Consider the following 26,477-nt stretch of genomic DNA (forward strand, 5'->3'; position numbering starts at 1 on the left):
CCAGTGCCGGCCGGCCCTCGGGCTTCAGGCCTCGGGCGTGACCGTCCGCCGGCCCAGGTCGCTGAGCCGCCATACGCCGGGGGCTGCGTCGACCAGACCGTCGTCCATCAGTGCCTTGCGCGCCTTGCGGGCGGCCGCGCGCCACCGCAGCTCGCCCTGCGGGTTGGTCTCACGGTCGCCGGGTCGCAACCGCTCGCCGATCCGCTCCTCGAGCTGCTCGAAGACGTCCTCCGCGTCCAGCTCGCCCCCGGCGTCCTGCAGGGTCGCCAGGATGGCCGGTCGCAGCTCCTCGGGCGAGGTCCACTTCCGCGGGGCGGTCGAGCGGACCGGCGCGGCCGCCGCCCGGGTGCCGGGGACCCGCGGCGGTGCCTTGACCCGGGGTGTCCGCGGAGCGGGGGCCGGAGCCGGCGGCGGGACCGGCTCGGGCCGGCCGTGCACGCACTGGCTCAGCGGGAGGTCACAGAGCTCGCAGTAGTCCGCATCAGCCACGGGGACGACGGTACGGCGTCCGGGTGACGGCCGCTGCACCGGGCATCACTTGCCAGACCGGAAAGTGCGACGTACGGTTTCCGACATGGAAAGCGATCAGCTCGACCCGCACGAGGCACGCCGCATCGCCGAGCGCGCGGAGGCCGCGCCGTACGTCGACTACCCGCCCACGCCGTGGTGGTACCCGCCCGCCGCGGGAGCGTGGGCCGCTGCCCTGGTGCTGACCATGGGGCTCGCCCAGGACCACCCGGTGGCCGCCGTCGGGATCGTGGCCCTGGTCGCGATCGAGTCGGCCTTCCTGGGCTGGTACGTCCGATACCACGGAGCCTTCCCCTCCCTGCGCCGGGCGCCCGCCGAGTTCCGACCCGCGTTCGTCCGGTACTTCGTGGGCGTCGTCTCGGTGTTCGTGTTGGTCGGGGCGACCTGGTGGCTGGTCGGGTACGTGGCCGCCGGCGGCGTCGCCCTCGTCCTGGTCACGACGGGCCTGGCGCTCTACGAGCGAGCCTTCGCCGGCGCGGCCGAGCGGACCCGGGCGCGGCTGGCGTGATCGAGGACCTCGACCCGGTCATCCACGCACCCAAGCGACTCGCCGCGATGGCGGTGCTGTCGACCGCGACCACCGTGACCTTCCCGTTCCTCCGCGAGCACCTCGGCGTCTCCGACTCCGACCTGTCGAAGCAGATGGCCACCCTGGAGAGGGCGGACTACGTCGAGGTCCGCAAGGACGGGCGCGGTCGCGGCGCGACCACGACGTACCGCATCACTCGGACGGGGCGGGCGGCCTACGACCGACATCGTCGGGCGCTGGCGGCGATCCTGGACGGCTGAGCCGTCCGGTTGGCTCAGCGCTGGCGCAACCGCCGGGCCTCACGCTCGATCTGGACCTGGTGCCGGAGGCGGACCTCGGCGAGGCGCTCCTGCTTCTCCTCGTCGCTGAGGGCGTGCCACGACAGCCGACGCACCGCGAGCTGCTGCTTCATGAATCGAGACCTCCATCCCCTGGTTGACTGCCACAACGGTAGGCATCGGCCGGTCCTTCCCGCATCCGACTTTTGTCTGGACCAGACCGTTCGGGAATCCGTCTTTCGGTGGGGGCGCACCCCCGCCCGACGCTCAGGGGGCGCGCTCGACCAGCTCGAACGGGACGGTCAGGACGCCGATCGGGGTGTGCAGGTGGTAGCGGGTGCGCCCGCGCTTGACGACCGAGCCGACCGTGCCGTGGTAGCGCCCCTGGGCGACCACCCGGGCCCGCTCCCCCGGGCGCAGCACCACGGCCGGGTGCGCGGCCGGGACGGGGCGGGCGCGGAGCCGGCGCAGCTGGGTCTCGTAGGCCGGCGACATCGCCACGGTCTCGCCGTGATGGGTCCAGGCGAGCAGATGGGCGAGGTCGAAGGTCGGACCGCAGCGGCGGCAGGCTGCGGGCCGGTCGGGACGGCGGTGCCGGGTGACGCGGTGACCGGCGGGGCAGGTGCCGACCCAGGCGCCCTCCAGCTCGGGCGCCTCACGGCTCACGCAGCGCTCGCCGCTGCACCCGATCCGCCGCGCGGTCGCGCGCCACACGGCGTCGTGGCCGTGCCGGACGCCGACCAGGGCGTGGGCGATCTCGTGGAGCACGGTGTCGCGCACGTCGGCCTCGTCGTGCAGCTCGGTGAGCGGGGCGCTCAGTCCGATCTGACGGCGGTCGTAGCGGCAGATCCCGGCGCGCCGCTTGGCCCGGTCGAAGACCAGGGTCCAGCCGCGCAGGCCGTGCTCGGCCATCAGCGCCCGGCCCATCCGGGCCGCCTCGTCGAGGTCCACGGGCAGGACGCTAACCGTCCCCACCGACATCGTCCGGGACCACCCCCGACGTCGCGATGAGTTCATCCCGTCCCGGCAGTCTGACCAGCCATGACGAGCATCCTGAACCCCTACCTGCACTTCGACGGTGACGCCCGCGCGGCGCTGACCTTCTACCACTCGCTCTTCGGCGGCGAGCTCCACGTGATGACCTACGGCGACATGGGCACCGAGGGCGACCTGGCGACCCAGGTGATGCACGGTCAGGTCAGCAACCCGGGCGGGATCACCCTGATGGCCTCCGACGGCGCCCCGGGCGAGTCGCTGGTCCGCGGCAACGCCTCCAACCTCAGCCTCAGCGGGGACGACGAGGCCGAGCTGCGCGGCTGGTTCGAGGCCCTCGCCGACAGCGGCGCGGTGCACGTGCCGCTGGAGAAGCAGATGTGGGGCGACGTGTTCGGCCAGGTCCAGGACCGCTTCGGCGTGATCTGGCTGGTCAACATCGCCCAACCCGCCTGATCCGACCGCAACCGGGTCAGCGACCGGGTCAGCGACCGGGTCAGTGATTGGGACGCAACCGTCGTACGTCGTCCTCGACAGCCGCGCGCTGCTGATCGCGCAGCCGCTCGAGACGGGTCCGCCGCTCGTCCTCGGACAGGCTGCGCCACACCCGGCGGGCCACCACCAGCGGGTGCTCCGCGACGTCGCCCCGCTGCCTCACCTCTCCCATTCGTCAAGGCTAGCCTGACGAGAGGGTGGGGTGGGGCAGAACTCCCGGAATCAGTCGGTCGGCGCCGACGACACCTCGGCCGGAGCGCCGGCCGCCTTGCCGACCGCGGTCTTCACGAGCGCCTCGAGGTCCAGACCGGTCGAGGTCTTGAGCATCGAGAGGGTCTGCACGATGTTGTCGTTGACCTGCCGCGGCAGCGCCCCCGCGCCGTCCGGGGAGATGACGGTGAGCTGGTCGATGGCGCTGATCGGCGCAGCGACCTCCCTGGCGATCTGGGGCAGCACCTCGATCAGCATCTGCAGGACGGCGGCGTCGTTGTAGTTGGCGAACGCCTCGGCCCGCTTGTCCATCGCCTCGGCCTCGGCCTGTCCGACCGCGAGGGTGGCGGCCGCCTGGGCCTCACCCTCGGCGCGGGTGGCGTCCGCCTCGGCGGTACGCCGGGCCTTCTCCGCCTCACCGCGCCGGGCACCCTCGATCGCCTCCGCCTCGGCCAGCGCGGCCCGGCGGGCCTTCTCGGCCTCACCGGAGAGCCGGGCCTGCTGAGCCTCGGCCTCGGCCGCCGCGATGGTGGAGGCCTTGCGGGCGTCGGCGGCCGCGATCTCGGCCGACCGCTTGGCCTCGGCCTCCTGCTCGACCTTGTAGCGCTCGGCGTCCGCAGGCTTGCGCACCTCGGTCTCGAGCTTCCGCTCGGTCAGCGCCGCCTGTCGTACGGCGACCTTCTCCTGCTCGAGCAGGATCGCCTGGTCGCGGTCGGCCTGGGCGAGCGGGCCGGCGGCCGCGGCCTGCGCGGAGGCCGCGTCGGTCTCGGCCTTGATCTCGGCCTGCTTCAGCGCCAGCGTGCGCTGGGCGATGGCGATCTCCTGCTCGGCCGCGATCTGCGCCTGCTCGGCGGCCTGGCGCGCGTTCGCCTCGGCGATCCGCGCGGTCTGGCTGACCCGGGCCGCCTCCGGCCGACCGAGGTCGGCCAGGTAGCTGCCGTCGTCGGTGACGTCCTGGATCTGGAAGGTGTCGAGGATCAGGCCCTGGCCGGTCAGCGAGTTCTCGGACTCGTCGGCCACCCGCTGCGCGAACGCCGCCCGGTCGCGGATGATCTGCTCGACCGTCAGGCCGCCCACGATCGAGCGCAGCGCACCGGCGAGCACCTCCTGGGTGAACGGCTCGACGTCCTGCTGCTGGCTGAGGAAGCGCTGCGCGGCGAGCCGGATCTGGTCGGCGTTGCCGCCGACCTTGACGATCGCGACGCCCTCGACGTTCAGCTTGATGCCCTGACCGGAGACCGCCCCGCGGATCTGGACCGAGATCCGCCGTGAGGACAGGTCCATCGTGGCCTGCTTCTGCACGAACGGGATGACGAAGACCCCACCGCCGAGGACGACCTTCTGCCCGGAGAGGTCCGTGCTCAGCTGCCCGGTCTCGGGGTTCAGCACCGCCTTGCCCTTGCGCCCGGTGATGATGAACGCCTGGTTCGGCCCGGCGACCTTGTAGCGGCTGGTCACGAGGAGCACGAGCAGGATGAGGAGCAGGACGAGGCCGCCGACGGGGATCAGCAGGTCGGTCATAGGGAGCCTTTCGGGTGGGTCGTCAGGGCAGGGACATCACGGGGGGACATGACCGGGGGGGACATCACCGGGGGGACATCACGGGAGAGGACGCCACACCGGGGCGACCTCGACGGCGGTCGGCGAGAGCACCGTGGTCACGTAGACCTCGGTGCCGGCCTCCAGGGGCTGGTCGCAGCGCGCGTTGAGCCGGACCGGGTTGCCGCCGACCAGCACGTCGACGGTCCCGAGGCCGGCGTCCGGGATCGCGCTGACCACCCGACCGGCCTGGCCGACGGTGTGGTCGACGGACGGCGTCGCATCACTGCCGCCGTCGCGGATCAGCCGGGTCAGCCAGGCGGCGAACCAGGCGAAGACGACGCCCGCGACGATGCCGACGGGCAGCGACACCACGGCCGGCGCACCGGCCGCCTCGGCGGTCGCGCCGCCGAAGCCGGTCGCCGCCACGAACGCACCGATGACGGCCGTGGAGAAGACGTCGCCCGGCAGGGCGTCGGCGACGCCGTCGAGCAGGTCACCGAGGACCAGGCTGACGGCCAGCAGCACCAGGCCGATCACCCCGATCACGAGGAAGACGGTCACGCCGGCTCAGCTCCTGTCGTCGACGGGCCCCGATGCTTTCACAGCCGCCGCGCGGTTCGCACCCGGATACCCCACCCCTTATCCGACAGTCGTCGCTTTTGTCGTACGGTCGGGGGGTGACCGAGACGTATGCACAGGTGGTCGGGGTGTCCCGGGTCGAGCTCGGGACGGAGAGCAGCCCGCCGGACCTCGGGCCGGACCAGGTCGAGGTGGGCATCACCTATTGCGGCGTCTGCGCGACCGACACGCACAACTACACCTCCGGCGGTCAGGTCCCGCCGGCCGTCTTCGGGCACGAGTGGACCGGCACCGTGCGCCGGATCGGTGCCGAGGTCACCGCCGTCGCCGTCGGCCAGCGCGTCGTCGCCGCCGTCGGCGCCGCGTGCGGCCGCTGCGCGATGTGCCTGGCCGGTCACGCCGACCACTGCGACACCGCGTTCGCCGAGGCCAACGGCGTCACGCCCGACGCTCCGGCGCACGGCGGGTTCGCCACCGCGCTCGTGGTCTCCGAGCGGCGGGTCCTCCCCGTCCTCGACGGGCTCACCGACGTCCAGGCGGCACTGGTCGAGCCGACCGCCGTGACCTTCCACGCCGTACGACGCACCCGCCAGCCGCTCGGCGCCGTGGTCGTCGTCCAGGGCGCCGGTCCCATCGGCCTGCTCGCGGCGCAGCACGCCCGGCACGCCGGCGCCGGTCGGCTGGTCGTGATCGAGCCCAACCCGGAGCGCCGTACCGCCGCTCTCGACCTCGGGCTGACCGAGGTCTTCGAGCCCGGCGACCGGGTCCGCGAGCACCTCGACGCGATCACCGGCGGCCTCGGCGCCGACGTCCTCTACGAGTGCACCGGCGTCGCCGGGCTGCTCCAGTCCTCGGCCGAGCTGGTCCGCCGCGGCGGCACCCTGTCGCTGCTCGGCTTCCCGATGACCGACTCCCAGGTCAGCTACGGCGACTGGCAGCTGCGCGAGCTCACCGTGATCGGGTCCCTCGCCTACACCCGGGCCGACTTCGTCGGGGCGATGCGGGCCATCGCCGACGGCGCGGTGCGCGTGGACGGCCTGCACACCGGCACCGTCGGTCTCAGCGAGCTGGCCGCCCTCATGGACGAGCTCGACTCGGGCCGCACCACCCACGCGAAGGTGCTGGTCGACCCCCGCAGCTAACGCCCCTCCGGCTCCAGGTCCTGGCTGAACAGCACGGCCCCGGTCAGGTCGCGCAGGCTCACCGTCAGCCGCCCGTCGGCCGCGATGTCGGCGTGGCCGAAGAACTGGTTGCCGTGCCGTGGCGACTCGTTCGGGGTCGCCGCGTGCTTGCGGAAGACGACCTCCGGGCCGAAGGTGCCGTCGAGCTCGTTGGGCCCGAACGTGCCCGCCGCGATCGGCCCCGCGACGAACTCCCAGAACGGGTCGAAGTCGGTGAAGCCCGCGCGCTCGGGCGAGTAGTGGTGGGCCGCGCAGTAGTGCACGTCCGCGGTGATCCACACGACGTTGCGGACCCGGTGCCGCTTGAAGGCCGCCAGGACGCCGGCGATCTCCTGCTCCTTGCCGAGCGGGGCGCCCGGGTCGCCGTTGGCCAGGCTCTCCTGCGCCTCCCCGTCGGGTACGACGACGCCGAGCGGGAGGTCCGCCGAGATGACCTTCCACGTCGCGCGGGAGCGCCGTACCTCGCGGACGAGCCAGTCGGCCTGCTCGGGACCGAGGATCCGGGTGCCGTCGGGCTCCAGGCCCGCGGTGTTCGGGTCCTTGTGGGTGCGCATGTCGAGGCAGAAGACGTCGAGGTGCCGTCCGCGCTCGACCTTGCGATAGATCCGGGCGGGGGCGAATCCGCCGTCGCGGCGGTGCGCCGCCGGGTCGGCGATCGGCTGGTACTCCTGCCAGGCCCGCCGGGCGCGCTGCGCCAGGACGTCGACCCGCCGCTCCTGGGTGTAGCGCGGGTCCTCCAGGACCTCGCCGGGGTACCAGTTGTTCGTGGTCTCGTGGTCGTCCCACTGCGCGACGACCGGGGTGTCGGCGTAGAAGGCCCGGACGTTCTCGTCGAGCAGCGTGTAGCGGTGCCGGCCGCGGAACTCCCCCAGCGTCTCCGCCACCTTGCTGACCTCCTCGGTGACCAGGTTGCGCCACACCTGCCCGTCGGGCTCGGTCACCGTGGCCGCGATCGGGCCGTCCGCGTAGATCGTGTCGCCGGCGTGGACGAACAGGTCGGGGCGGGTCTCGTGCATCGCGCGGTAGCCCACCAGCCCGCCGATGTCGGGGTTGATCCCCCAGCCCTGGCCGCAGGTGTCGCCCGTCCACACGAAGCTGGTCGCGGCCTCGTGCAGCGACGCCGTCCGGAAGCTCGCAGTCCGGGTCTCGCCCAGCAGCCCGTGCTCGTCCTCGAAGCCGAGGCGTACGTCGTACTCACGTCCCGGCGCCAGCCGGTCCAGCGCCAGCTTGGCCGTGTGGTCGGAGGTCGCGGTGGCCCACGGGCCGCGGAGGCGGTGCCGACGCCGGCCGCTGACCACCTCGGCGACCAGCCGACCGCGACCGGAGGAGCGTGCCCACAGCACGGCGCTGCGGGTCGTGACGTCGCCGGACTGGACGCCCGACGGGAGGGTGAGCCGGCGGCGGACCAGCCCGGCGGAGGCGGACGCCGGCGCGGCGGCGAGGAGGCCGGCCGCGGAGCCGGCGAGCAGGGTACGACGGAGGAGGTGCTGCCCGAGATCAGTCATGTCGTCACGCTGCTCCCGCCGGGTGGCGAGGGCGTGAGCAGCCGGTGGCGGGCGGGTGAAGCCGCTCGGCCTACGCCGGCCGGGCGGTCAGCTTGCGCAGCTGAGGCAGCAGGTTGCGCGGCCGGGTCTCGGCGAGCCAGCCGTTGGGCAGGGACAGTCGGACCACCTTGTGCCAGGCACTGGCGACCTGCCGGACCAGCGGGCGCGAGCAGTAGGCCAGGTCGAACTTGTCGAAGACCTCGCGCACCCGGGGCGCGATCTCGCCGTACCGGTTGCTGGGGAGGTCGGGGAACAGGTGGTGCTCGATCTGGTGGGAGAGGTTGCCGGTCAGCAGGTGCAGGGTCGGCGGGCCGGAGATGTTGGCCGAGCCGAGCATCTGGCGGACGTACCACTCGCCGCGGCTCTCGTCCTCGTCGAGCTCGGGCAGCTCGAACGCCTCGACGCCCTCCGGGAAGTGCCCGCACATGATCACCGAGTGGCTCCACACGTTGCGGACCAGGACGGCGGTGACGTCGGCGGCCAGGGTCGCGCGCCAGCCGGGGCCGGAGAGGACCGGCCAGACCACGAAGTCCTTGGCGGCCTGGCGCAGCGCCCGGCGCAGGGTCACCAGCGCCTCGGCCCGCTTCTCCGGCGACAGCCTCCGCCCACCGCGGATGTGGTCGCCGAGGTCGAGGTCGTACATCGCGATGCCCCACTCGAAGATGCACGCGGTGACGGCGTTCCACAGCGGCTGCACCAGGTAGCGCGGCCTCCACTCCTGGGCCTCGTCGACGCGCATGATGCCGTAGCCGAGGTCGTTGTCCATCCCGATGATGTTCGTGTACGTGTGGTGCACCTGATTGTGCGCGCGCTGCCACTGCTTCGGCGGCGAGGCGTGGTCCCACTCCCAGGTCGACGAGTGGATCTTGGGGTCGCGCATCCAGTCCCACTGCCCGTGCAGGACGTTGTGGCCGATCTCCATGTTGTCGAGGATCTTGGCCAGGCTCAGCGCCGTCGTCCCGACCACCCAGGCGCCCTTGTTGCGGCCGAGGAGCAGCACCAGACGGCCCCCGATCTCGAGGGAGCGCTGCACTCGGATCACCCGCCGGATGTACGCCGCGTCCCGCGCCCCCCGGTCGTCGAGGACGGCCTGGCGGATCGCGTCGAGCTCCTGCCCCAGCAGCTCCACCTCCGCAGGAGTCAGGCCCCCCGGCCGGCGGTCGATCACGCTCGTCATGGCCCTACTGTGCCTGGTCCGACGAGGCCGGTGGTGACCGGGATGTGAAGTCTCGGACCTGGTTCGTTCACAGCGATCGCACAGGTCGGGCCGAAGTCCCTGCCAGCCCACGGGCGGACAGTCGGGTCCATGAACCAGCACCAGCCGGGCGACCAGCGCCCCCAGGACGAGACCGGTCCGCTCGCCGCCCAGCAGCCCGCCGCGGGCGCCACGGCGGTCGCGGACGCACCGCCCCCGCCGCCGCCGTACCCGCCGGCGGCCGCCGCCCCGAAGCGCCCGAACCCACTGCGCCGGGTGCCCCGCACCGCCTGGCTCGCCGCCGCGGCCGTCGTGGTCCTGGTCGGCGTCGGCCTGGGCGGTTTCTTCCTCGGCCGAGCCACCGCGGACGACGACGGCGGCTTCCCCGACCGCGGCCAGCGTCCGGACTTCCCGGGTGGCGGCGGTCCCGGCCGGGACGGCCAGATGCCGGGGATGCCCGGCCAGGACGGGCAGCTCCCGGGTCAGGGTCAGCAGGGCCAACCCGGCAGCAGCACCGACGACGGCACCGACAGCGGCACCCAGGAGGACTCGGCCGACACCACCGCCTGGTACGTCGTCCCCTCCGCCGCCTGAGCCGAGTCGGCTCAGCCCGGGCTCAGTCCCCCAGCAGCGCTCGTACGTCGTCGGCGGTGACGGCCGTCGCCATCGCCCCGTCACCGTCGACGACCTGGGCGAAGAGCGCGGCCTTGCGGGCCTTCAGCTCCATCACCTTCTCCTCGATGGTGTCGGTGGCGACCAGCCGGTAGACCATCACCGGCTGGTGCTGGCCGATCCGGTGGGCCCGGTCGACGGCCTGCGCCTCGGCCGCGGGGTTCCACCAGGGGTCGAGGACGAACACGTAGCTGGCCTCGGTGAGGGTCAGGCCGACCCCGCCGGCCTTCAGGCTGATCAGGAACGCCGGGGCGTCGCCGTGACGGAACTCCCCGATCGCCGCGTCGCGGTCGCGGGTGCGACCGTCGAGGTAGGCGTGGCCGATGCCCTCGGCGTCCAGGCGCCGGCGTACGCGGGCCAGGAAGCTCGTGAACTGGCTGAAGACCAGCGCCCGGTGCCCCTCCGCCGCGAGCTCGCGGAGGTGGTCGACCAGGACGTCGATCTTGGCCGAGCCGATGCCCTCGTGCTCGTCGTCGACCAGCGCCGCGTCGAGACTGAGCTGGCGCAGTTTGGTCAGCGAGCGGAAGATCGCGACCCGGTTGCTGTCGAAGTCGCCGATCAGGCCCAGGATGTGCTGGCGCTCGCGCTGCAGGTGGGTGTCGTAGACCCGCCGGTGCTTGGGGCCGAGCGCCACGTCGAGCACCTGCTCCTGCTTGGGCGGCAGGTCGGCGGCCACCAGCTCCTTCGTGCGACGCAGCAGGAACGGCCGGATCCGGGTGCGGAACCGGGCCAGCGCCCGCTCGTCGCCCTGCTTCTCGACCGGGTTGGCCACCAGCTCGGCGAACTTGCGCGGCCAGGGGTAGAGACCGGGCGCCACGATCGACAGCAGCGACCACAGCTCCATCAGCCGGTTCTCGAACGGGGTGCCGGTGAGGGCCAGCCGGAAGGGCGCGTCGATCCGACGGACGGCCTGGTAGGTCTTGCCCTGGTGGTTCTTGACCTGCTGGGCCTCGTCGAGGACCAGCCCGCCCCACGGCAGGGCGACGTACTCGTCGGCCTCCAGCCGCAGCAGCGTGTACGACGTCACGACGACGTCGGCGCCGCGCGCCACCTCGGCCAGGCTGCTCCCCCGGCGGCTCCGGCCCGCACCGATCGAGCGGACCACGAGGCCCGGCGCGTGCTGGGCCGCCTCGCGCACCCAGCCCGGCACCACGCTCGTCGGCGCCACGACGAGGAACGGTCCGGTGCCCTGCGCACGGGCGTGGGTGATCAGCGCCAGCGCCTGCAGGGTCTTGCCGAGCCCCATGTCGTCGGCCAGGATCCCGCCGAGCCCGGCGTCGTGGAGGAAGGCCAGCCACCGGAAGCCGTCGAGCTGGTAGTCGCGCAGCTCGCTGTCGATCCCGACCGGGTCGACCTCCGGCAGCGCGGCGAGCCCGCTGAGCTGCTGGGCCGCGGCGACCCAGCGGGCGGCCTGCTGGTCGACCAGGCCGATCTCGGCGAGCTCGCCCCACAGGCCGAGGTCGTGACGGCCGACCCGCAGGGTGCCGTCGTCGTCCTGCTCGGTCAGCTCGGCCGCGGCCCGGACCGCGTCGGCGAGTCGGGCCAGCGCCGGGTGGTCGGCCGGCAGGTAGCGCCCGCTGGGCAGGAACACCTGCTCCTGGTCCTGGGTGAGCGCCTCGAGGACGTAGGCCAGCGGGACCTCCTCGCCGTCGACGTCAACGACCACCCGCAGGTCGAGCCAGTCGACCGGGCCCGCCGCGTCGTCCTCGGCCGCCAGCTCGAACCGGATCTCGGGCTCGGCCACGGCGGGCCGGTAGTCGGGCTGCACCCCGACCTCCTCGACCTCGACCAGCGGGTCCTCGCGCAGCGTCGGCAGCACCTCGCCGACCAGCGTCAGCAGTCGGTCGCCGCGCAGCTCGTGGCGCGGACGCAGCGCGCCGGACCCGTCGCGCAGCAGCCGGTCGCCGGTCGCGCCGAGCGCCAGCCGCTCCAGGTGGGCCTGCTCCCGCTCGGGCCGTCGTACGTCGCCGCGGGTGCCGCCGAGGTCGACCTCCTGGACGTCGTCGCCGGTGCGGTAGCGCCAGGTCCAGGCCACGTCGGCGACCCCGGGGCCGCGCCAGCCCACGGTCAGCACGAGCGCCGGGGGGAGCTCCTCGGGCAGCGCCACCGCCCCGTCGCTGGAGGCCACCGCGAGGTGGCGGCGCAGGCGGGGCAGGTAGTCGCGCACGAACTGCTCGCCCTGGCCGGCCGGGATCCGGATCGGGTCGGGCGACTCCACGAGCTGTCGCACCGTCTCGGGGACGATCCGGTCGAGCGGCGCGAGCACCAGCGCGGAGCTCGCCGGGTCGACCAGGGCGACCCCGTGGCCCTGCCGGCCGACCACGAGCAGGTCGTCCCCGGACCACCAGCGCCCCTCGTGCTCGACCCCCACCTCGACCCGCGCGGTCCCGTCGCCGGTGTCGTCGCCGCGCACCTCGACCCGCAGCGAGAGCGGTCCGTCGAGCAGCCGCACGGAGGGTACGTCGGCCGCGCCGAGCAGCTCGACGCCCGCCTCGCGGGCCCGCGACAGCATCGACCACACGCCCGAGCCGAGGTCGTCGAGCGGCGTCTCGCCGCGGTAGTAGTGGGGCGAGCGACGAGCCGCGGCGAGCTCGGCCATCGCCGCGAGCTGGGCCGGGTCATGGCTGTGGGAGTACGCCGCCCGCGGCAGGTCGTCCCAGCCGATGCCGCGACGGATCCAGGTCCCGCGGCGACCGGTCGTGAGCGGGTTGACCCGCACCGTCGGGCGCATCGCCCGCACCTGCCACGACGGCGCCCGTCGCCGGTCGCCGGTCGCCTCAGGCCGGTCGAGGCCCACCTCGAGGGCGAGCGGCTTGAGCTCCTCGGCCGGCACCGAGCGGCCGAGCTCGTCGAGGACCGCGTCCAGCCGTCTGCCCCAGTCGGACTCCTCGCCGCCGGCCGCGCTCTCCGCCTGGCCGGCGATCAGCACCGCGGCGGCGTGCTTGCACGAGCGACCGACGAAGCAGGTGCAGCGCCCGCGCACCAGCACGGTGCGGGCCGAGCGGACCAGGGTGACCGACACGTCGTAGGGATCGGGCTCGCCGCCCTGGACCTCGCCGGCCAGCACGACCTGGTCACGACCGGGGCTGACGACGTCGACCCAGTCGACGCGGCCCTCGGCGACGTAGGCCTGCGCTCGCGCGAGGGTCCCGGCGTCGAACGACAGGCCCAGCATCGCGTCGTCGAGCAGGCGCAGCAGCGGGACGGTGTCGGGCATCCCCCGATCATGCCGTGCCGCGCGGACAGCCCGTGCGTCCGCACGGTCTGCCTGGGGAGAACCCCCGACCGGCGTGGGGCTCAGGAGGCGTAGGAGCGCACCCGGCGGCTCAGCCGCTCGGTGCCGGGCGCCCAGTCGGCGGCGCTCGCCGAGTCACCGTGCCGGAAGGACCGGGCGGTCACCGCGAAGACCCGCGACGCCCCCAGGCAGTCGGGGTCGAAGCGCACGATCGCGTGCCGCTTGCGCATGGTCAGCGAGAAGCAGCCCTTGGCGCTGATGTCCTTGCCGTGCCGCTTGAACGATCGGGCGCGGAAGACGGCGTACTCGGAGTAGGCCAGACCGGTGAGGTAGACGTCGGGTGCGCGGTCCCCGTCGAGGTCGAACCACAGGTCGATCCCGTCGCCGGAGCGGACCCGCCGGTCGTGGCTGACCACGACCTTGGCCTTCGCGCCGGGCTCGGCGGCCGAGACCAGCGTCGTCCTCAGGATGTCGTACGACGCCCCCGCGTCCACCGGGTCGACCACCACCCGCTCGGTCGGCGGCTTGGCGACGGCGGCCGGCGTACCCGCCAGGACGGTGAGGGCGGCGGCGCCGGCGACGGAGGCGGCGAGCAGGCGGGTGCACTTCATCGGGTGGCCTTCCGAGCGAGGTCAGGAGTGGTCCGGTACCCCTATCCTCGCTCCGTGACCGAGCGCAACGTCCTCGGCGGTGAGCTGGAGCCGTGCGGCACCGAGCCGCTGACCGGCTTCTACCGCGACGGGAGCTGCTCCTGCGGGCCCGACGACGTCGGCCTGCACGCGATCTGCGCCATCGTGACCCGCGAGTTCCTGGACCACCAGGCGTCGGTCGGCAACGACCTGACGACGCCCCGGCCGGAGTACGGGTTCGCCGGCCTGCACCCGGGCGACCCGTGGTGCGTGGTCGCGGCGCGCTGGCGGCAGTCCTACGAGGCGGGCGCGGCGACCCCGGTGGTCCTGGCCGCGACGAACCAGCGGGCCCTGGAGATCGTGCCCCTCGACGTGCTCCGCGACCACGCGGTGGACGTGCCACCGGATCTCAGCGGGCTCCCCGGCCTGGACGGCCCGGAAATGTAAGTGACCCCGCTGGCGTCTCGGGTCACCAGCGGGGTCGAGTAGAACTCTAGGCCGCGGATTCGCCCGCTGAGAAGCCGAAATGGCGATCTTGCGGAAGCCTTGAGGAAACGTTGAGTTTTCTCCTAGATATCCCCGGCCCGGGCCCGCAGGTAGGCCTCGACCAGCTGCCCCGGCACCCGGCCGCGGTCCGAGACCACGTGCCCCTCGCGCGGGGCCCACGCCCGCACCTCCGCCGGGCTGGGCGGAGCGGCGAGGAACCGGTAGGTCCACTCCTCCGCGAGCTGACGGGTCTCGGCGAAGATCACCGGCACGCTCGGCCAGGGGACCTGGCGCTCGGCCAGCCCGTCCGCGACGAGCGCCGGACGCACCCGGTCCAGCTTGAACACCGCGGAGTGGCCGTCCTCCACGACCACCGCCGCTCGCGGCACCGCCGCCAGCTCGGCCAGCTGGGACCCGAGCCGGCCCGAGGTCAGGGCCGCGACCCGGTCGGCCAGGCCCTCGTCCCCGAGGACGGCGTCGCCGGCGGCCAGCCGGCCGAACCTGCCTCGACGTGCGCGCGGTCGGCCAGAAGCGGCTCCGGTCGAGCACCAGGTCGATGGCGGCTCCGCGCCGACACCCAGCTGCGGACCGCGACCCGCGCGACGACCTCGGTGTCCTCCGGCCAGTCCTTCGACCCGATGGCCGTGAACCTTGGCCGTGCGCGGCCAGGTCTCCCTGGCCTGGAGGATGACGCCGTCCCCGAGGGAAACGCGCAGCAGGTAGGGAAGCGTCGAGTCGGGGTCCGAGAGTCTGGCACCGCGACGGGTTTGCGGACACCGCCCCCGCGGCAAGACCCCTCCTGACGACTCGACGATTCGAAGGAACCACAGATGGACACTCGGGCGATCTCGGCGTACCGGCGCACCAGACGTGCCGGCCGCCTGCTCATCACCGGCGGCGTGACTGCCGTCCTGCTCGCCGCCCAGCTGGCCGCGACCCCGGCCACCAGCGCGGCGGAGGAGCCCGAACCGGACCTCCCCACCCTCACCTGGACCACGCACCCGGCGACGCCGACGCTGGAGCGGACCGCGGCGGGCGTCGTACGCCGCTTCCCGGTCCCCACCAGCACGGCCGGCCTGGGCCGGATCCGGACGGCCCCCAACGGGGACATGTGGTTCACGATGGAGGACGCGAACAAGATCGGGCGCATCACGCCCGCGGGGCGGATCACCGAGTACACCATCGAGGACCGTGACGACATCGGCGGCGGCGTGCCCGACCTCGCTGTGGCGGCGGACGGGACGGTCTGGATCATCTGGGACCATGGCCGGAGGGCCTTCTCCTTCCGCCCGAGCACCAACCAGGTGACCGGCAACTACTCGCTGGGCTCCTACCCGTACGGCAAGCAGGTGGCGATCGGCCCCGGCCAGGTCCCCTGGATCACCATGTCCTACGACGACGACGGTCTGGCCCGGATCGTCAACGGCCAGGCGGTCTGGCTGCAGAACGCGCCGCCCTGCGACGGCGCGATCGCCTACGGCCGCGACGGCGCCATGTGGTGCCAGGCCGACGACACCCTGATCCGCAGCAACGCGGACGCGTCCGCCGGGACGACGTACCCGCTGCCCGACGGGCTCGCCGACCCCAACTCCCTGGCCGCCGGACCGAACGGCTCGGTCTGGTTCGCGCGCTACGACACGGCGACCTGGTTCACGTCGGCCGACGAGGGCGACGTCGGGTGGATCGACCACCGCAGCGGCGCCACGCGGATCATCGACACCGGCGACAAGACGGCGCCGACCAGCCTCACCTACGGTCCCGACAGGAAGATGTGGTTCACCAGCGTGGGCCGCGACCACGCGATCGGACACGTGGACGCCCGCGGGCGCGGAGCGCTGGTCAAGATCGGCAACTACGAGCCGGAGTACCTCACCTTCTCCAGGGCCGGCGACGTGTGGTTCACCGACAAGAAGAGCAACAGCATCGTGCGGATCGCGCGGCGCCACCTGCAGCGCACCAACGTCGACCCCGGCCGTGGCTCGGTGTTCAAGATCGCTGCCCCGCTGGGCAAGGTGAAGGCCTCCCGCAAGCCGATCGTCGCCCGCAAGGGCCGGGTGCCGGTGCGCGTGGCCTGCCCGAAGGGCGGCCGGACCTGCCGCGGCACCGCGCTGCTGCAGCACCCGAAGCGCGGCAAGGCGTGGACCAAGAAGGTCCGCTACGCCGTGAAGCCGGGCAAGCAGAAGACGGTGCAGCTGCGGCTGACGAAGGCCGGGCTGAAGGCCGTGCGGGGCAAGCCGAAGAAGGCCCGCGTCACGCTGACCGCCCCCGGCGCGAAGGTCAGCAAGCAGGTCCGCGTCCGGCGCTGACCTCCTCCAGGTACGACGACGCCCGCACCCCGATCGGGGTGCGGGCGTCGTCGTACGACGGGGTGGGTCGGCGTTAGCGGACCCGACCGAAGAAGACCGAGCCGGTCCAGATCGTGGCCTTGGTGACGCTCTGGCCGGAGCCGGGTGCGTGCCAGACCTGGTTCTTCCCGGCGTAGATCGCGACGTGGTAGACCCCGCCACCGTCGTGGAAGAAGACCAGGTCGCCCTTGCGGGCGTCCGCGCGCTTGATCCGCTTGGTCGCGCCGACCTGGGCGCTGCTCGTGCGGGGCAGGTTCTTGCCGAGCGCCTTCTTGTAGACGTACTTGGTCAGGCCGGAGCAGTCGAAGCGGCTCGGCCCGGTGCCACCCCAGGAGTAGGGGTCCCCGGCCTGGTCGCGGGCGACCTTGAGGACCCGCTCGCCGCGGGGCGGAAGCGGCTTGGCGTTCATCTGCTCGACCTGACGGCCCTCGTGGCGCTTGCCGACCGCGGCGTCCGCCGTGGCGGTCGGGGCGAGAGGGCTGACGCCCAGAGCGAGGGCGAACGCGAGGGCACCGGTAGCGGTGCCGCGAAGGATGCGGGCGCGCACGAGCGCGCCGTCGGAGGCGTGGTTCAAGGGTGTTTCCTCGGCGATCGCCTGCGAAGGATGACCTGTCGGATTCGGACGCCGTGCCCGGCCGAGCGCTGCTCGGCTTCACCCCCAGCCCTTGCGGGCGTACTGCTTGGGTCCCCCGTGCCCGTCTCTACTTCCTGATGTCGGTGTCCGCCTGGCGACGTGACGGGCCTCGGCGCGTTCCAGGCTGTTTCGTGACCTCAACCGTGGGTGGTCCGTGGACGAGGTTTTGTCCACCGTCGCACACGACTTCGGAGAAGCCCAAAGCCCGCTCGGGGTGAGCCTGGTCACCCTCCGAGGTCAGCCAGCCGTTCCGCGAGCCAGGTCGCGGGCTCGGTCACGACGTCCGGATTGCTCACCACGACGGCGAACACGGCCAGCAGCGCACCGGCCCGCAGCATGTCCTTGACGACGCTCTCGCCGCCCGATCCGGCCCGTGCGGACCGGCTTCCGCCGGCGCGCGTCCCGACCCGGCTCGGCCGCAGCCCGGCCCGCAGCTCCCGGACCACCGCCCGGGCCCGGCGCCGAGACAGCTCCCGCGGCCGCGACTGCAGCAGCTCGCGCACGTTCCACGTCGAGCAGACGAAGACGTCGCCGACCACACCCACGATCGGCTCGTCACGGGCCACGCAGACGACCGGGTGCACGCAGCCCGCCGTACGACGGTCGAGGAGAGCGGCGACGTGCCCGGCCGCGTCGACCGCACCGCCCACGCCACGGACCTGGCCGGCCTGGATCAGCATCCCGCCCTTGACCCGTACCGGACCCGACCAGTTCTTGGTGTCGACCACGTAGATCCCGCTGCGGCCCACGACGACGTGGTCCGCGCTCCCCCGGAGCCCCTCGGGCCAGCGCAGGCCCTGCAGCACCGTCCAGCGGGACGCCGGCAGCGACGCCAGCGCGTCGGTCGTGACCCAGACGCCCACGGAGGTGCGCTCCCACCGGGCGAGGCCCTGCCCCAGCCTCTGGGTGCGCGCGCGCCGGGCGCGCGCGTCGTCGTCCGATGGCGTCCGTGCCATGACACTGCTCCATCCGTGGATCCGTGTAGGGGAAGACCATCGGCGGAACAGGGCCGGACCTGAGGAGCGCGGGCCGGGCGATCGGTTTGCCGAGGGCGTCCCGATGGGAAGGAACCGCCCGCCAGCCCATTTCTTTACCTTGCGAAGGACACCCATGACCCCGCTCTCCCGCCGGTCCCGCTCCCTCCTCGGCGGCCTCGCCACCGTCGCCGTCCTGTCCCTGTCGGCCTGCTCCGACGGCGACCCCGGCGGCTCGGACGACACGGCGTCGGACACGTCGTCGAGCGCGCAGGCCGAGGAGACCCCGGAGGCTGAGGAGGTCGAGCCGAGCGAGTCTGCCAGCGCGTCGGAGGACGCGGCCGCGGCCCCGGCCGCCGGGACCGGCGGCAATCCCGCCTGGGCGCTGCCGCCCGTCGAGAAGGGCGACCTGCTCACCACCATCGAGGTCGGCGAGGTGTCGGTCGCCGTCTACCAGGTCGGCACGGCCAAGGCCGACGACACCGGCTCCTTCGTCGACCCCGACACCAACAAGCCCTTGATCGAGGTCGGCGACGAGCTCGTCTTCGTCAACTATGTGATCACCAACAACGGCGCCCCGATCGACCTCGGCTCCAGCCTGGTCGACATCTCCCCGCGCTACGACGACTGGCCCTACATGCAGGGCATGGACGGCCTGACCGGCGACGACCTCTACGCGGCCCAGGGCATCAACGACTTCGGCCTGGCCCCCGACGGCTACAGCGACGCCGGCGTCTACACCTTCGGCACCGGCGAGACCTTCTCGTACGGCGAGAACTTCGAGCACCAGCCCGGCTCCCCCATCACCTTCGACGTCTCCTACGTCCCGGTGGACGCCGCGGGCGACCTGCTGCACGACGACAAGGTCGAGGCCGAGGGCAAGGCCACCATCGCCTGACGTGTACGTCCTCTGGACGTCCGCCGACCTCGCGGACCTCGACGCGGCCCGGGACCTCCCCGGGCCGTGGGTCGAGGTCCGCGTCGCGTCCGACCACCTGGCCTTCATCGACAGCGACGACACCCTGTCGCGGGTCTACCACGCCCTGAAGTGGGCGCTGCCCGAGGGCGCTGCGCTCACCGTCGCTCCGCTGGCCGGGCTGCCGAAGGCAAAGGGCCTGCGGCCCGGCACGACCTCGTGGCTGCGGGATCGACTGTCAGGCAACGCTCGCGAGCCCTGAGCCCCTCCCACCTCCGGACGGCATGCGAAGCGAGCCTCTGAGCGCTCTGTTCGCACGACGTCCGGAGCCGCCGCCGAGGCGCCCACCAGACGCCGACGGCCCCGGCACCCTCACGGGTGTCGGGGCCGTCGGACGGCTGGCTCAGGTCAGCTGCAGCCGGAGGTGCTGCCGCAACCCTCGCAGACGTAGCAGGAGCCGGCGGGGCGCATCTTGGTGCCGCAGGTGAAGCACAGCGGGGAGTCGACGGCCGTGCCGCTGAGCTGCTCGAGCAGCTCGGCGGTGGTGTGCGCCTCCTTGGGAGCCGGCTTGGCCGCCGCCGGGGTCTCGGTCGCGTCGACCGGGGCATCGGTGATCTCGACCTCGACGACCGGGGTCGTCTTGGCGGCCGGGGCCTCCTCGATCAGCTCCGCGGCGCCACCGGTCTCCTCGACGAGCTCGTAGGAGCCGGTCTCGAGGTGACGCTGGCGCTCCTCGGCCGAGAAGATGCCGAGGGCCGCACGCTGGTCGAACGGCATGTAGTCGAGGGCCAGACGACGCCAGACGTAGTCCATGAGGGACTGCGACATGCGCACGTCGGGGTCGTCGGTGAGACCGGCGGGCTCGAAGCGCAGGTTGGTGAACTTCGAGACGTAGGTCTCCAGCGGCACGCCGTACTGGAGGCCGATGCTGACCGCGATCGAGAACGCGTCCATCACGCCGGCCAGGGTCGAGCCCTGCTTGCCGAGCTTGAGGAAGACCTCGCCGAGCTGGCCGTCGTCGTGAGCGCCCGAGGTGAGGTAGCCCTCGGCGCCGCCGACCGTGAAGGACGTGGTGCGCGAGACGCGGGACTTCGGGAGCCGCTTGCGGGTGGGGGCGTAGACGACCTTCTCGATCACCTTGGTCTCGACCTCGGCCGGGGCTGCGGCGGAGACGTTGGAGTCGGTGCCCTTGTTCTCGCCCTTGCCGGACGACATCGGCTGGCCGACCTTGCAGTTGTCGCGGTAGATCGCGGTGGCCTTGAGGCCCAGCTTCCACGACTGCAGGTAGACGTCCTCGATCTCCTCGACCGTGGCGGACTCCGGCAGGTTGACCGTCTTGCTGATCGCGCCGGAGAGGAACGGCTGCGCCGCGGCCATCATCCGGACGTGGCCCATCGGCTTCAGCGAGCGGGCGCCCATTGCGGTGTCGAAGACCTCGTAGTGCTCCTGGCGCAGGCCGGGGGCGTCGATCACGTGGCCGTGCTCGGCGATGTAGGCGACGATCGCCTCGACCTGCTCCTCGACGTAGCCGAGCTTCTTCAGCGCCCGCGGGATCGTCTGGTTGACGATCTGCATCGAGCCGCCGCCGACGAGCTTCTTGAACTTGACCAGCGAGAAGTCGGGCTCGATGCCGGTGGTGTCGCAGTCCATCATGAAGCCGATGGTGCCGGTCGGCGCGAGCACCGAGGCCTGCGCGTTGCGGAAGCCGTTCTTCTGGCCGGTCTTGATCACGGCGGCCCACGCCTGGGTGGCAAGCTTGTGGACCTGGCTGTCGGCGATCGAGAGCGTGCGGACGGTGTCGTTGGCCGCCTGGTGCTTGCGCATGACCCGCTGGTGGGCCTCGGCGTTGCGGGCGTAGCCGGCGTACGGGCCGACGATGCCGGCGAGCTCGGCCGAGCGCTTGTAGGACGTGCCGGTCATCAGCGAGGTGATGGTCGCGGCCATCGCGCGGCCGCCCTCGGAGTCGTAGCCCAGGCCCATGGCCATGAGCAGCGCGCCCAGGTTCGCGTAGCCGATGCCGAGCTGGCGGTAGTCGACCGTGGTCTGGCCGATCGCCTCGGTCGGGAAGTCGGCGAAGCAGATGGAGATGTCCATCGCGGTGATGATGAACTCCACGGCCTTCGCGAAGAGCTCGCCGTCGAAGGTGTCGTCGTCCTTGAGGAACTTCAGCAGGTTCAGCGACGCCAGGTTGCACGAGGAGTTGTCGAGCGACATGTACTCCGAGCAGGGGTTGGACGCGGTGATCCGGCCCGTCTCGGGGTTGGTGTGCCAGTCGTTGATCGTGTCGTCGTACTGCAGACCCGGGTCGGCGCACTCCCACGCGGCCTCGGAGATCTTGCGGAACAGGTCACGGGCGTCGACGCGCTCGATGATCTCGCCGGTGGTGCGGGCACGCAGGCCGAAGTCGGTGCCGTCCTCGACGGCGCGCATGAACTCGTCGCTGACCCGGACCGAGTTGTTGGCGTTCTGGTACTGCACCGAGGTGATGTCGGCCCCGCCGAGGTCCATGTCGAACCCGGCGTCGCGGAGCGCGCGGATCTTGTCCTCCTCGCGCGCCTTGGTCTCGACGAACTCCACGATGTCGGGGTGGTCGACGTCGAGGACGACCATCTTGGCCGCGCGACGGGTGGCGCCACCGGACTTGATGGTGCCGGCGGAGGCGTCGGCGCCGCGCATGAAGGAGACCGGGCCGGAGGCGGTGCCGCCGGAGGAGCGGAGCAGTTCCTTGGAGGAGCGGATCCGGGAGATGTTGAGGCCGGCACCGGAGCCGCCCTTGAAGATGAAGCCCTCCTCCTTGTACCAGTTCAGGATGGAGTCCATGGAGTCGTCGACCGCGAGGATGAAGCAGGCCGAGACCTGCTGCGGCGACTCGGTGCCGACGTTGAACCAGACGGGGCTGTTGAACGAGAAGTACTGGTGGACCAGCAGCCAGGTGAGCTCGTGCTCGAAGACCTCGGCGTCGACATCGGCGGCGAAGTAGCCGTTCTCGATGCCGGCCTTGGTGTAGGTCTTCACGACCCGGTCGACGAGCTGCTTGAGGCTCCACTCGCGGGCGTCGGTGCCGACGGCACCGCGGAAGTACTTCGTCGTGACGATCGTCGAGGCGTTGACCGACCAGAAGTCGGGGTACTCCACGCCGCGCTGCTCGAAGACGGTCTCGCCGGTCTTCCAGTTGGTCTGGACGACGTCGCGACGCTCCCAGGCGATCTCGTCGTAGGGGTGCACGCCCGGGGTGCTGAACACACGCTCCAGGGTCAGGCCCTTCCCCTTCGCGGACGCGCCCGTCGCTGCGCCGCTGACCGTCTCCGTCATGCCATCTCCTTGGTCCCGTGAGTACTCGTACGTCGTTGCAGTCGATGGTCGTCGAGGCCACCGACATTTCTGTGTGTCGGTCGTGCGGTCGTGCTGGTGGGGTGCTTCAGAGGTGGTGCGCCCGGCACGCAGCTTCCCCACTACGTGCCGGGCGGATCGTGGTCAGCCCGTGGTGACGGGCTGCGGGGGCTCCGGGACGACCACCGGCGTGCGCTCGGCACGCAGCATGGCGATCTCGTCCTCGAAGTCGTCGGCGGACTCGAAGGCCCGGTAGACGCTCGCGAAGCGCAGGTAGGCCACCTCGTCGAGCTCGCGGAGCGGGCCCAGGATGGCCAGACCCACCTCGTTGGCGGGGATCTCGGCGGCTCCCGAGAGACGCAGCGCGTCCTCGACGGCCTGACCGAGACAGGCGAGCTGGTCCTCGGTGACCGGGCGGCCCTTGCAGGCCTTCCGGACCCCGGAGATCGCCTTGTCGCGGGTGAAGGGTTCGGTGGCGCCCGAGCGCTTGAGGACCGTCAGCTGCATCAGCTCGACGGTCGTGAACCGCTTGGCACATCCCGAGCAGGTGCGCCGACGTCGGATCGATCCGCCGTCGTCGGCCACCCGGGAGTCGAGGACCCGGGTGTCGGTGCCACGGCAGTAGGGGCAGTGCATCAGGGTGTCTCCTTCCGGGCGCGCCAAGCGCACCCCCGGCAGGGGTGCGAGGTTGTGAATATCGGGGGGATCTCTGTGGAGAACAAGCCCTCCACATGTTCAGAACAAGCACCGGACTGTGAGTCTTCCGCATCTGACTGTGCACTAGATGTGGATAACTACAGCGATGTAAGTACTAGATGTGGTGAACCGTACGCCTGCTCGCGACGGGGCGCAAGCGCGTCGGCGTGTCGCCGGGCAGTCCCGGTAAAAGTCCAGGTCAGCGGCTCGCGGGAGACGCCGAACGGCCCCGCCACCACCCGGATTCGGGTGGCGGCGGGGCCGTCGTCAGAGGGAGCGGGACTCAGTCGGTCACGGGATCGGCAGCGGGAGTCCGCCGCCGCCGAGAAGACCACCGAGCACGTCGTCCAAGACGTCCTGCACCTGCTGCAGGATCGGGTTCAGCTCGGCGAGCGGCGTGCCGGCGAGGCCGTCCTGCAGGGCGTCGATCACCAGGTTGAGCAGTCCGGTCGGGTCGCTCGGCAGGTTGCCGCCGGCGAGCGCGCCCAGCACCTGCGCGAGGGCCGCGGAGACCTGGTCGGCCGGCAGGCCTGCCTCGGCGAGGGCGTCGACGACCGGCTGCAGCAGGGCCGCGAGGTCCTCGGGCGACAGGTCGCCGCCGGCCAGGGCCGCGACGATCTGGTCGACGACGGCCTGCAGCTGGGCCGGGTCGAGGCCGAGGTTGCCGAGCTGCTGCAGCAGCCCCTGGAGCTGCTGGGGGGCGCCCGGCGGGGGCGTGGTGGTTCCGCTGTTGTCGTTGTGGCAGCGGACGGCCGCAGCGCGCGCGTTGTTGTTGCGGATCTGCGCGGCGCGCAGCTTCTTGGTCGCGCGACGGTTCACCTTGCGGGCGTGGACGAGCTTCCGCTTCGAGGCCTTGGTGTGTCGCTTGGCGTGGACCCGCTTGGCCTTGCGGACCTTCTTGACTGCCTTCTTCTTGTTCGTGCGGGCGGCCGAGTAGCGCACCTGGGTCTTGCCGTACTGCTGGTCGACCGCCGAGCACGGGGTGGCGGCGGAGGCCGGCGCGGCCGGAAGTGCGGTGGCAACGCCGAGAGCGAGCGCGAGGCCGGCGACGAGCGTCAGCAGCCTCTTCACGATGATGGGCATGGGGAGGTCTCCTAGTCCGGGGGCCGGCCGCCGTGTCCCAACGGCCGGACGATCCTCACGAGAGATGTCGCAAGTTCCGAGTTGCCCCAGCGTGACCCCCGCCATGCCCGTTGTGGAGGCTTTCCTCCTCAAACAGACCGATCGGTCATTTCTGGCCCACCCGATGGGGTCAGCGGACCGCTGCGAGAGACGGAGACGCGCGCCCTCAGCCGGCCACGTCACGGGTCAGCGCGGCGAGGTCGCGCCACCACGACAGTCGGTTCGGGCGACCGTCGTAGTCCCGTCGCTGGTTGGCACCGCTGGTCCCGGGCAGCACGAATACCTGCGCAGGTCCGACGTACCAATCCTGCACGCCGAGCGAGATCCTGCCTCGCCGACCGAGGGCACGGGCCGCCTCCTGGGCCACCCCCTTGCTGGTGAAGGCCAACCAGTCGGGACGCCACCTCTCGACCTTCGCGACCAGGTCGTCGATCTCCACCCAGCGCGGGTCCCAGTGGCCCACCAGGTCGGTGAGACCGAGTCCGAGATCGGCCACGACCTCGTCCTCGTCGGGGCGCAACCGGCGCGACGAGAGCCCGCTCAGGTGCAGCGACTCCCAGAAGCTGTTGCCGGGCGAGTCGTAGTAGTGGTCGCGACTCCTGGTCGACTCGGCACCCGCCAGGCCGCAGAACACGACCACGGGTTCCCGCGCGACGATGTCGGGGAGCACCTCCATGCCCGGTCAGTACCCCGCGGGGGTCAGCCGGCGGCGCTACGGTCCAGCTCGACCCAGACGGTCGTGCCGGACTCGTCGTGCTCGGTTCCCCACCGGTGCGCGAGCGCGTCGACCAGCTGCAGACCGCGACCGTGGACCCGCAGCGGGTCCGGGTCGCCGTCGGGACTCGGGAGGGCCTGCACCCGGCCCTGGTCGCGCACGAGCAGGGTGAGGGTGGGGCCGTCCAGGGTGACTCGCAGCTCCGAGGGGGTCCCGGTATGCATCACGGCGTTCGTGACCAGCTCCGAGACACACAGCACGGCGACGTCGGAGAGCTCGTTGCCGACCTCCCAGGCCGCCAGCTCGCGCCGCAGGAACTGACGAGCCGTGCGCGCCGCACGGGGGTCGCCGTCGACGACGGTGGAGGCAACGAACGCCCCATCGGGCGCCGCGACCGAGGGCGGATCCGAGTCCTGCGGGGTCTGTCGGGGCTCGAGTCGCACCGCCACCTCCTGCGCCGTCGCCGTCAGCACCTCGACCTGCCCGGGGTCGAACGCCGGGGCCTCCGCGAAGTAGACCACGAGGCCGCCCAGGCACCCGCTGCCGCCGGGTATCGGCAGGACAGCGACGGCGGCGACACCGTCCTCCGCCTGACGCCGGGCGAAGTCGGCGTAGCGGGCGTCGAGGTCGCCGACCGCCGCCAGCAGCGTTTTGCCGGTCCGCACCACCGAAGTGAGGGGGACGTCTTCGTAGGCGTCCACCAGGCACCAGTCCGGAACTCCGTCGTCCCCGAGCCGGTCGCTGGAGGTGAACCGCAGCCGCCGCCCGACACCCTCGAGCAGCGCTATCGCCACCCGCGCCACGCCCGGACGGGCCAGCACACTCCTCAGCACCCAGCGCGCCACCGCGTCGACCTCGACGTGCGGCCCCTTCTGGTCGCTCGCCCCCACGAGATCGTCCACACGACGACTGTAGTGGAGGCAGTTGGGCAGGTCTGCCCCCGCGGTTGGGACGGGTGAGACACAATGACCGCCGTGTCGGGTGAGGGAAAGCGTGCAGGCTCCAGGCGGGCGGCGCGCCCGACCCGGACCTTCCGCCCACGACTCCTCCTGCTCGCGGTCGCGGTCACCCTCGCGGTGGTCGCGTGGGGCTACCTCGTCTACGCCGCGATCGACTTCGGCTCGACCGCGCGGTCCGGCGACGACCGGGCCTGGCTGTTCCTCGCCCTGGCCTCCGCCGGTGCGGTCGCCTGCCTGTTCATCGGGTTGATGCTCATCGCCCGGCTGCTCCGCGGACTGGGCATCACCGCCCCTCCCCCGCCCCGCGACACCGGCGGGTCGGACCTGCCCGCCGCGCCTCGGGCACCGGGTGGACGACGAGCGGCTCGCTGAGTCTCGATACGCCGCTCCTCTGTCACGGCTACTCGACCACCGAAAGCCCGCGACACCACTCCTCCGTCACGGCTACTCGACCACCGAAAGCCCGCGACACCACTCCTCCGTCACGGCTACTCGACCACCGAAAGCCCGCGACACCACTCCTCCGTCACGGCTACTCGACCACCGAAAGCCCGCGACACCACTCCTCCGTCACGGCTACTCGACCACCGAAAGCCCGCGACACCACTCCTCCGTCACGGCCACTCGACCACCGAAAGCCCGCGACACCACTCCTCCGTCACGGCTACTCGACCACCGAAAGCCCGCGAC

28 protein-coding genes are annotated in these 26,477 nt (G+C 72.3%); 10 read left to right on the forward strand and 18 right to left on the reverse strand.

Annotation, left to right across the window (positions count from 1 at the left end; translation table 11 throughout):
* Positions 1-24: 24 nt before the first annotated feature.
* The gene (locus V7S47_RS07440; protein ID WP_336560977.1) at positions 25-489 is read right to left on the reverse strand and encodes a hypothetical protein; all 465 of its coding nucleotides are present in this window, start codon (positions 487-489) and stop codon (positions 25-27) included.
* Between the two features lie 85 nt (positions 490-574).
* Here V7S47_RS07440 and V7S47_RS07445 point away from each other — a divergent pair, with 85 nt between their 5' ends.
* Positions 575-1,036 carry a hypothetical protein gene (locus V7S47_RS07445; protein WP_336560978.1) on the forward strand — a complete coding sequence of 154 codons (462 nt, stop codon included), beginning with the start codon at positions 575-577 and terminating at the stop codon, positions 1,034-1,036.
* On the forward strand, positions 1,033-1,317 hold the full coding sequence (locus V7S47_RS07450; RefSeq protein WP_336560979.1) for a transcriptional regulator: 285 nt from the start codon (positions 1,033-1,035) through the stop codon (positions 1,315-1,317). Before V7S47_RS07445 ends, V7S47_RS07450 begins: the two co-directional genes overlap by 4 nt.
* A 14-nt stretch (positions 1,318-1,331) precedes the next feature.
* Here V7S47_RS07450 and V7S47_RS07455 read toward each other — a convergent pair whose 3' ends face one another.
* Together V7S47_RS07455 and V7S47_RS07460 are read right to left on the reverse strand one after the other, a co-directional pair.
* Positions 1,332-1,469, reverse strand: a complete 138-nt coding sequence (locus tag V7S47_RS07455; protein WP_336560980.1) for a hypothetical protein — start codon at positions 1,467-1,469, stop codon at positions 1,332-1,334.
* A 133-nt stretch (positions 1,470-1,602) separates the two neighbouring features.
* Positions 1,603-2,286 (reverse strand): SprT-like domain-containing protein, encoded by a 684-nt coding sequence (locus V7S47_RS07460; protein WP_336560981.1) that lies wholly within the window; start codon positions 2,284-2,286, stop codon positions 1,603-1,605.
* Positions 2,287-2,376: 90 nt separating this feature from the next.
* On the opposite strand from V7S47_RS07460, the gene V7S47_RS07465 reads away from it, so the two are divergent.
* Positions 2,377-2,784, forward strand: a complete 408-nt coding sequence (locus tag V7S47_RS07465; protein WP_336560982.1) for a VOC family protein — start codon at positions 2,377-2,379, stop codon at positions 2,782-2,784.
* A gap of 40 nt (positions 2,785-2,824) precedes the next feature.
* On the opposite strand, the gene V7S47_RS07470 is transcribed toward V7S47_RS07465, so the two are convergent.
* The 3 genes from V7S47_RS07470 to V7S47_RS07480 all read right to left on the reverse strand — a co-directional run bounded on the left by V7S47_RS07470 (position 2,825) and on the right by V7S47_RS07480 (position 5,136).
* Complete coding sequence (locus tag V7S47_RS07470) at positions 2,825-2,995, reverse strand: hypothetical protein (RefSeq protein WP_336560983.1); 171 nt, start codon at positions 2,993-2,995, stop codon at positions 2,825-2,827.
* 50 nt (positions 2,996-3,045) lie between these two features.
* A complete protein-coding gene (locus tag V7S47_RS07475; RefSeq protein WP_336560984.1) occupies positions 3,046-4,554 on the reverse strand; it encodes a flotillin family protein in 1,509 nt (502 codons plus the stop codon).
* A gap of 78 nt (positions 4,555-4,632) precedes the next feature.
* Positions 4,633-5,136, reverse strand: a complete 504-nt coding sequence (locus tag V7S47_RS07480; RefSeq protein WP_336560985.1) for an NfeD family protein — start codon at positions 5,134-5,136, stop codon at positions 4,633-4,635.
* Between the two features lie 116 nt (positions 5,137-5,252).
* Here V7S47_RS07480 and V7S47_RS07485 point away from each other — a divergent pair, with 116 nt between their 5' ends.
* On the forward strand, positions 5,253-6,296 hold the full coding sequence (locus tag V7S47_RS07485; RefSeq protein ID WP_336560986.1) for a zinc-dependent alcohol dehydrogenase: 1,044 nt from the start codon (positions 5,253-5,255) through the stop codon (positions 6,294-6,296).
* Here the strand turns inward: V7S47_RS07485 and V7S47_RS07490 are convergent.
* Complete coding sequence (locus tag V7S47_RS07490; protein ID WP_336560987.1) at positions 6,293-7,840, reverse strand: alkaline phosphatase D family protein; 1,548 nt, start codon at positions 7,838-7,840, stop codon at positions 6,293-6,295. The genes V7S47_RS07485 and V7S47_RS07490 overlap by 4 nt on opposite strands.
* Positions 7,841-7,910: 70 nt before the next feature.
* Positions 7,911-9,056, reverse strand: coding sequence for a fatty acid desaturase family protein (locus V7S47_RS07495; RefSeq protein WP_336560988.1), 1,146 nt, complete (start codon positions 9,054-9,056; stop codon positions 7,911-7,913).
* Positions 9,057-9,185: 129 nt separating this feature from the next.
* Here V7S47_RS07495 and V7S47_RS07500 point away from each other — a divergent pair, with 129 nt between their 5' ends.
* Positions 9,186-9,668 (forward strand): hypothetical protein, encoded by a 483-nt coding sequence (locus tag V7S47_RS07500; protein WP_336560989.1) that lies wholly within the window; start codon positions 9,186-9,188, stop codon positions 9,666-9,668.
* A gap of 22 nt (positions 9,669-9,690) precedes the next feature.
* Here V7S47_RS07500 and V7S47_RS07505 read toward each other — a convergent pair whose 3' ends face one another.
* Positions 9,691-12,963 (reverse strand): DEAD/DEAH box helicase, encoded by a 3,273-nt coding sequence (locus V7S47_RS07505; RefSeq protein WP_336560990.1) that lies wholly within the window; start codon positions 12,961-12,963, stop codon positions 9,691-9,693.
* Between the two features lie 80 nt (positions 12,964-13,043).
* The gene (locus tag V7S47_RS07510; RefSeq protein ID WP_336560991.1) at positions 13,044-13,592 is read right to left on the reverse strand and encodes a hypothetical protein; all 549 of its coding nucleotides are present in this window, start codon (positions 13,590-13,592) and stop codon (positions 13,044-13,046) included.
* A 54-nt stretch (positions 13,593-13,646) separates the two neighbouring features.
* On the opposite strand from V7S47_RS07510, the gene V7S47_RS07515 reads away from it, so the two are divergent.
* On the forward strand, positions 13,647-14,057 hold the full coding sequence (locus V7S47_RS07515) for a DUF2237 family protein (RefSeq protein ID WP_090860311.1): 411 nt from the start codon (positions 13,647-13,649) through the stop codon (positions 14,055-14,057).
* Between the two features lie 122 nt (positions 14,058-14,179).
* On the opposite strand, the gene V7S47_RS07520 is transcribed toward V7S47_RS07515, so the two are convergent.
* Entirely contained in the window at positions 14,180-14,485 is a 306-nt protein-coding gene (locus V7S47_RS07520; RefSeq protein ID WP_336560992.1) for an Lsr2 family DNA-binding protein, read from the reverse strand.
* A gap of 441 nt (positions 14,486-14,926) precedes the next feature.
* Between V7S47_RS07520 and V7S47_RS07525 the strand changes: the two genes are divergently transcribed.
* On the forward strand, positions 14,927-16,402 hold the full coding sequence (locus tag V7S47_RS07525; RefSeq protein WP_336560993.1) for a Vgb family protein: 1,476 nt from the start codon (positions 14,927-14,929) through the stop codon (positions 16,400-16,402).
* 73 nt (positions 16,403-16,475) lie between these two features.
* Here the strand turns inward: V7S47_RS07525 and V7S47_RS07530 are convergent, their stop codons facing one another.
* Positions 16,476-17,015: a C40 family peptidase gene (locus tag V7S47_RS07530; RefSeq protein ID WP_090860309.1), complete on the reverse strand. Its 540-nt coding sequence runs from the start codon at positions 17,013-17,015 to the stop codon at positions 16,476-16,478.
* A 284-nt stretch (positions 17,016-17,299) separates the two neighbouring features.
* Positions 17,300-18,031 carry a nuclease-related domain-containing protein gene (locus tag V7S47_RS07535; protein WP_336560994.1) on the reverse strand — a complete coding sequence of 244 codons (732 nt, stop codon included), beginning with the start codon at positions 18,029-18,031 and terminating at the stop codon, positions 17,300-17,302.
* Positions 18,032-18,185: 154 nt separating this feature from the next.
* Here V7S47_RS07535 and V7S47_RS07540 point away from each other — a divergent pair, with 154 nt between their 5' ends.
* Positions 18,186-18,947, forward strand: a complete 762-nt coding sequence (locus V7S47_RS07540; protein WP_336560995.1) for a hypothetical protein — start codon at positions 18,186-18,188, stop codon at positions 18,945-18,947.
* Position 18,948: 1 nt separating this feature from the next.
* Positions 18,949-19,227 (forward strand): hypothetical protein, encoded by a 279-nt coding sequence (locus V7S47_RS07545; RefSeq protein WP_336560996.1) that lies wholly within the window; start codon positions 18,949-18,951, stop codon positions 19,225-19,227.
* A 146-nt stretch (positions 19,228-19,373) separates the two neighbouring features.
* On the opposite strand, the gene V7S47_RS07550 is transcribed toward V7S47_RS07545, so the two are convergent.
* The 5 genes from V7S47_RS07550 to V7S47_RS07570 form a co-directional block, all read right to left on the reverse strand.
* Entirely contained in the window at positions 19,374-22,277 is a 2,904-nt protein-coding gene (locus tag V7S47_RS07550) for a vitamin B12-dependent ribonucleotide reductase (RefSeq protein ID WP_336560997.1), read from the reverse strand.
* A 162-nt stretch (positions 22,278-22,439) separates the two neighbouring features.
* Entirely contained in the window at positions 22,440-22,931 is a 492-nt protein-coding gene (nrdR, locus tag V7S47_RS07555) for a transcriptional regulator NrdR (RefSeq protein WP_090860304.1), read from the reverse strand.
* 351 nt (positions 22,932-23,282) lie between these two features.
* Positions 23,283-24,074, reverse strand: a complete 792-nt coding sequence (locus tag V7S47_RS07560) for a hypothetical protein (RefSeq protein ID WP_336560998.1) — start codon at positions 24,072-24,074, stop codon at positions 23,283-23,285.
* Positions 24,075-24,279: 205 nt separating this feature from the next.
* Positions 24,280-24,789 (reverse strand): mismatch-specific DNA-glycosylase, encoded by a 510-nt coding sequence (locus tag V7S47_RS07565; RefSeq protein ID WP_336560999.1) that lies wholly within the window; start codon positions 24,787-24,789, stop codon positions 24,280-24,282.
* 23 nt (positions 24,790-24,812) lie between these two features.
* Complete coding sequence (locus V7S47_RS07570) at positions 24,813-25,730, reverse strand: ATP-binding protein (protein WP_336561000.1); 918 nt, start codon at positions 25,728-25,730, stop codon at positions 24,813-24,815.
* A gap of 72 nt (positions 25,731-25,802) precedes the next feature.
* Between V7S47_RS07570 and V7S47_RS07575 the strand changes: the two genes are divergently transcribed.
* Positions 25,803-26,159, forward strand: a complete 357-nt coding sequence (locus tag V7S47_RS07575; RefSeq protein ID WP_336561001.1) for a hypothetical protein — start codon at positions 25,803-25,805, stop codon at positions 26,157-26,159.
* The last annotated feature ends 318 nt before the right edge of the window (positions 26,160-26,477 follow it).

The organism is Nocardioides sp. CCNWLW216 (genome assembly GCF_037120545.1).
Lineage (GTDB): Bacteria > Actinomycetota > Actinomycetes > Propionibacteriales > Nocardioidaceae > Nocardioides > Nocardioides lianchengensis.